The sequence below is a fragment of the Methanobrevibacter sp. genome, from assembly GCF_017940815.1.
Lineage (GTDB): Archaea > Methanobacteriota > Methanobacteria > Methanobacteriales > Methanobacteriaceae > Methanocatella.
Genome location: NZ_JAGAXX010000015.1, coordinates 1 through 6116, shown reverse-complemented (window position 1 = coordinate 6116; position 6116 = coordinate 1). Strand labels below are relative to the sequence as shown.

At 33.2% G+C, this 6116-nt stretch carries 4 protein-coding genes; 2 read left to right on the top strand and 2 right to left on the bottom strand.

Annotated features, from left to right (window positions below; translation table 11 throughout):
* Positions 1-191: 191 nt before the first annotated feature.
* Together metK and ILA26_RS02415 are read right to left on the bottom strand one after the other, a co-directional pair.
* Positions 192-1364 carry a methionine adenosyltransferase gene (gene metK, locus ILA26_RS02420; RefSeq protein ID WP_292893708.1) on the bottom strand — a complete coding sequence of 391 codons (1173 nt, stop codon included), beginning with the start codon at positions 1362-1364 and terminating at the stop codon, positions 192-194.
* A 13-nt stretch (positions 1365-1377) separates the two neighbouring features.
* Positions 1378-2628: an adenosylhomocysteinase gene (locus ILA26_RS02415; RefSeq protein ID WP_292893706.1), complete on the bottom strand. Its 1251-nt coding sequence runs from the start codon at positions 2626-2628 to the stop codon at positions 1378-1380.
* Between the two features lie 228 nt (positions 2629-2856).
* On the opposite strand from ILA26_RS02415, the gene ILA26_RS02410 reads away from it, so the two are divergent.
* Entirely contained in the window at positions 2857-4287 is a 1431-nt protein-coding gene (locus ILA26_RS02410) for a flippase (RefSeq protein ID WP_366514873.1), read from the top strand.
* A gap of 270 nt (positions 4288-4557) precedes the next feature.
* Entirely contained in the window at positions 4558-5400 is an 843-nt protein-coding gene (galU, locus tag ILA26_RS02405; RefSeq protein ID WP_292893702.1) for a UTP--glucose-1-phosphate uridylyltransferase GalU, read from the top strand.
* The last annotated feature ends 716 nt before the right edge of the window (positions 5401-6116 follow it).

The window sequence follows — 6116 nt, the reverse complement described above, 5'->3', positions numbered from 1 at the left end:
TTATTTAAGTAATTTACTATTTTTTAACCATTTATTTTCAAATTAAAGAAAAATTAGAACGAATTTTTATCGAAGTGAAATTTCAAGTGTAAAAAAATAAAATTTGAAAGAAGCCTATAAAATTTTACAGACTCAAAAAAAAGAAAAATATAAAAAAAATGAAAATTAATTGAATTCTAATAGACAACTAATTAGTTTTTAATATATTTTTTTAAATCTTCAACTTTATCAGTTTCTTCCCATGGAAGCCCTTCAATACCAAAGTGACCATATTTTGCTGTTTGTTTGTACTCAGTATTTCTAAGGTTTAAAGTTTCTATAATTCCATCAGGAGTTAATTTGAAGTTGTCACGAACAATTTGTTCTATATTCTCGGTGGTTTCCACTTCAGTTCCGAATGTATCCACCATTACAGAGGTTGGTTCTGCTACTCCAATTGCATATGATAATTGGATTTCACATTTTTCAGCTAGACCGCTTGCTACTATGTTTTTGGCAATATATCTTGCCATGTAGCATGCACTTCTGTCCACTTTTGTACAGTCTTTTCCGGAAAATGCTCCTCCACCATGTCTTGCATATCCTCCATAGGTATCAACGATAATCTTACGACCAGTGAGCCCTGCGTCACCATGTGGTCCACCAATTTCAAATTTACCTGTTGGGTTGATATGTTCTTTAGTGTTTTCAGTCATCAATTCTTGTGGAATTACTGATTTAAAGAGTTTCTCGCGAATATCTTCTTTCAATTGCTCTTGATTGTCAGACATTGACTCATCATGTTGAGTTGATAAAACAACTGCATCAAGAGAAACTACATTCCCATCTTTATCATAGTTTACAGACACCTGTGCTTTACCGTCCGGTCTTAAGTATGGGATTTCTCCGGATTCCCTTAATTCAGTTAGTTTATTAGTGAGTTTACGGGCCAAATCAATAGGAAATGGCATCAATGATTCTGTTTCATTGGTTGCATATCCGAACATCATTCCTTGATCCCCTGCACCGGTTTCTCCCTCTTCACGGTCAACACCTTGATTGATATCAGGAGACTGTGCATGAAGTTTACTAATAACTTCACAGTTATGACCATCGAATTTTAAATCAGGATTGTCATATCCGATTTCAATGATTGTATCTCTTACGAGTTTCTCTATATCTGCTCTAGTAATATTAGCTTTTGATGTTACTTCACCAAATACCATACAGAAATCTGTAGTTACACAAGTCTCACATGCAACATGAGAATCTTTATCTTTTTTCATATATGCATCTAATATTGCATCAGAAATTATATCTGCAACCTTATCTGGATGTCCTTGTGTTACAGACTCAGATGTGAATGTTCTGTATATTTCACTCATTGTTTTCACCGATTTATGTTCCTTCTTGCCAGTTTGCCATGTAAGCTTTTTGTTTGTCAGTCAATGAGTCGATTTCTATTCCCATTGCATCGAGTTTCATGCTTGCTACAGTGTAATCAATTTCATCAGGTGCTTTAGTAACACCTACAGGCAAATCGTTTTCTAGGATGTGTTTTGCAGATAATGCTTGCACAGCAAAACTCATGTCCATGATTTCCGCAGGATGTCCTTGTCCACGAGCAGCGGATAAATTTACAAGCCTACCATCAGCTAAAAGATAAATTTTACGTCCATCTTTGGTTGTAAACTCTTCAATACTTTCACGTACTTCTTTTACTTCAGATGAAATTGCTTCAAGGTCTGGCCTATTGATTTCTACATTGAAGTGTCCTGAGTTGGCTAACATACAGCCATCTTTCATGTATTTGAAGTCGTCCCCTGAGATGATGTCAGCATTACCGGTTACAGTAATAATAAGATCAGCTTGTTTTACTGCTTCTCTGATGGTCATTACACGATATCCATCCATCCTTGCTTCAAGTGCCCTAATTGGATCTACTTCTGTAACGATTACATCTGCACCTAAACCTGCCGCCCTAAGTGCAAGTCCTCTTCCACACCATCCATATCCTGACACAACTACAGTTTTACCTGCAATAACCATGTTAGTTGTTCCCATGATTGCATCGAAACTGGATTGTCCTGTACCGTATCTGTTGTCAAATAAATATTTGGTATAAGCATCATTTACTGCAATGACAGGGAATTTCAATGCACCATCAGCGTGCATTGCTTGTAATCTATGAACCCCTGTGGTTGTTTCTTCACATGCACCCTTGATATGGCTTAAAAGTTCTGTTCTCTCATTGTGAAGAACCATAATCATGTCTGCCCCATCATCGATAATAATATCTGGCTTGTGGTCAAGCACCATGTTAATGGTTTGGTAATATTCTTCATCATCTTGCTCTCTCCAACCGTAAACGTTTAATCCTAAGTCGGCAGCACCTGCAACTGCATCGTCATGAGTAGATAATGGGTTACAACCAGTCATAGCAACTTCTGCCCCACCAGCCATCAATGTTAAACCTAAATTGATGGTTTTCGGTTCCAAATGCAAACATGACCCAATTGTGATTCCTTTGAAAGGTTGGGTTTCTAAATACTCTTCTTTAATAGATTCTAAAACAGGCATGTGTTTTTGAACCCATTCAATTTTTCTTACACCCTCCGGTGCTAATGACATGTCTTTAACTTTACTCATAAAAATCAATCTCATAAAATAAGTAGTTAGATAATTGTATGTATACAATAAATCACTCTATAAGTTAAATATTTCATTTAAAGTATATTAATGTTTAAGAAAATAACCCTACGAATATAACAAGAAGTGAAGATAGTGGAATGAAATTAAAAGTTAGTAAAATTAGTTAATTATATGAAAGTACATATTTAAATAAAATAAAAGTAATAAAATTAATAAGATGATTTTATGAGTCAAGTCCGAACAATATTTAAGAATATGAGTTGGTTATTAGTTTCACAAATAATCGCAAGTGTTTGTGGTTTTATTTGGACAATACTTATGGCCCGATACTTAGGAGTTGAGAGATATGGTATTTTTGGTTTTGCTACATCTTTCACTGCAATTCTTGTAATCATTGTTGATTTAGGAATCAGCACTCATATTGTTAGGCATATTGCGACGGATTACGACTCTGCTCCAAAATATCTTGGAAATGCAATCCCTCTTAAGGTCCTTTTTTCAATTGCATGTACCATAATAACATTGATAGCTTTAATAATCATGAACGTCAATGAACTGGTAATTAAGGTTACATTGCTTTTTACACTCGAAATGATTATCAAATCTTATGTTAATCTGTTTAATGGATCTTTCCAAGCATTTGAAGAAGGAAAATACCAAGGAATTGGAAATACAATATTGCATTTAATATTGTTGGTTTTCATTTTAATTGCTATATTTACCGATTTAGGCCTTTATGGAATAGCTGTTTCCTACATATTAGCTAATGCAATTACATTTATCTATGAATATTATATGCTTACCAAACATGTTACAAAACCAAAATATGAACTGGATAAGGAATTTTGTAAAAAAATTACATTATTGTCAGTTCCATTTGCAGTGACAGGACTGTTATATACTATCTATTACTCCATAGACATTGTAATGCTGACCAACATGGTTGGAAGCTATGCAACAGGGATTTATAACGCAACATACAAATTAATTTCCGTTTTGACATTATTCTACTCCGTTTATACTGCTGTTATTTTCCCTGTCATGAGCAGATATTATAAAAACGATGAATCATTGCTTTTAATAAGTTTTGAAAAATCAATTAAATACCTGATGCTTGTGATTATCCCATTGGCTGTTGCAACAGCATTTTACTCCGCAGAGGTAATGCACTTGATTTATGGTCAAAGCTACAAAGGAGGAGCATCAGTTTTATCAATTTTAATCTGGACGGTCTGTTTGCTTTTCATCAGCGGAGCATGTAACTCACTTTTAAATGCATCACACAAAGAGGTTTCAGTAACAAAAATTTATGCAATAGCTGCAGTGTTTAACGTTATCCTGAACTTTTTCATGATCCCGAACTTTTCATATGATGGTGCTGCAATCACAACTGTCTTAAGTGACATTTTAATTGTCATTATACAGGCTTATGTAATCTACAAACTCGGCCACAGACCTAACAAAAGATTATATCAAGATGTTGGAAGAATCATCATTGCTTCAGGAGTTTTAGGAATTGCACTATACCTTCTGAATATGAACATATGGGTTGCAATACCTGTTGGAATAATAATTTATCTTGTAGCAATATATCTTTTAAGATTCTTTGACAACGACGACAAATACGTCATAAAAGAGATTTTAGGTAGAAATTAAGTTGGTATTCTCAATAAATCTACAATTATAATGCTCCTATTGAATTTATGACAAAATAAAACATTGTTACTAAAAGGTGATAACTCTAATAATCACTAAACAAAATCTTAATAAAAACTTATTCAAAAATCATCGAACGTATATTTTTAACTAAATGATTTGTCCAACATTAAACCTACATTTAGAGACAACATATTTAACTATTATAACACAAATCAAAAACAACCTAAAATCCAATAATTTATCCATAACCAAATACAATATAAACACATGAAAGCAATTATTCCAGCCGCAGGATTAGGAACCAGATTCCTACCTGCAACTAAAGCTCAACCAAAGGAAATGTTACCAGTCTATGACAAGCCAACCATCCAGTATGTTGTCGAAGAAGCAGTGGCTTCAGGAATCAATGATATCATCATAGTCACAGGAAGACACAAAAGATCCATTGAAGACCATTTCGACAAGTACTATGAACTTGAATACAACCTTCAAAAGGCAGGAAAAGACCGTGACCTTAAAAAAATCAGAAAAATCACTGACCTGGCAGACATCTGTTATGTCAGACAAAAAGAGCAAAACGGATTGGGGGATGCAATCAAATGCGGTCAAAGACATATTGGAGGAGAACCTTTCGCTGTTCTTTTAGGCGATTCGATCACCAAAGGTCCCACCCCATGTACCAAACAGTTAATAGATGTTTACAATAAGTACAATGCATCTGCAATCTCACTTGAAGAGGTTCCACCAGAAAAAGTTGAAAGATATGGAATCATTAAAGGAAGCGAAGCTGAAAAAGACATCTACAAGATCAAGGAACTGGTTGAAAAACCACCAATGGATAAGGCACCATCCAACCTGGCAATAATGGGCCGTTATGTGCTGACACCGGATATTTTTGACAAGATTGAAGAGACAGAACCTGGAGTTGGCGGTGAAATTCAGCTTACCGATGCCCTTCAAAAACTGGATTCAATTTATGGAGTCACATTTGAAGGTAAAACCTATGACATTGGAAACCGTCTTGAATGGCTTAAAACTTCAATAGAATTTGCATTGGATGATGTTGAGTTTAAAGATGATTTGGTCAACTATATGAAAAGCTACATCTAGATGTGAAAATTAAATATGTTATAAAAGAGATTTTAGATAAAAATTAATTTAAGGAGTCAAACTCAATAAAAATGATACATGAGCATAAATTAAAGTGTAAGAATTTGACCCCATTAACATTATGTATTTATTTACATCTATTTAATATCTCTTAAATTTAATTTAGTAATAAAAATATATTAAAAAAGTTATCTAAATCTTGTTACTAAAAATGAATAACTCTTAATAATAACTAAATAAAATTTAAAACAAGGCCAAATCATGATTATTTTTCATACTTAAAAATAATTTCAAATTGAATATTAAACCTTCAAAAAACAGGAAAAACACAGTGATGATTGGGAAAATAAATTTTCCTAATCCTCTTAAAGTTTTAAGTGACTTGTTCTAAAAAACTACAAGTTTTTTAAAATAGTGTGCAAAGCACAGGTTATAATTTATTTATGAGTATTAAAATATCTTTCTAAAAAAAACCAGGAATTTATTAAAAAGTGTGCTAATCCTATTTTGTAATTTATTTATTAAAACAAGATTTAAAACATATATAAAACTGCAAATTCAAGTTCTTAAACAGTACGAAAAGTGATTCTACCTGAAGCATCTCAAAATAATTATGTCAATCCATGAACTCAAATCCTAATTGCGATACACAAGTTTAAAATTGAGTTTATCGGCAAGACTGCTCCTGTTTCAAGCATTTTAAAATACATTAAATA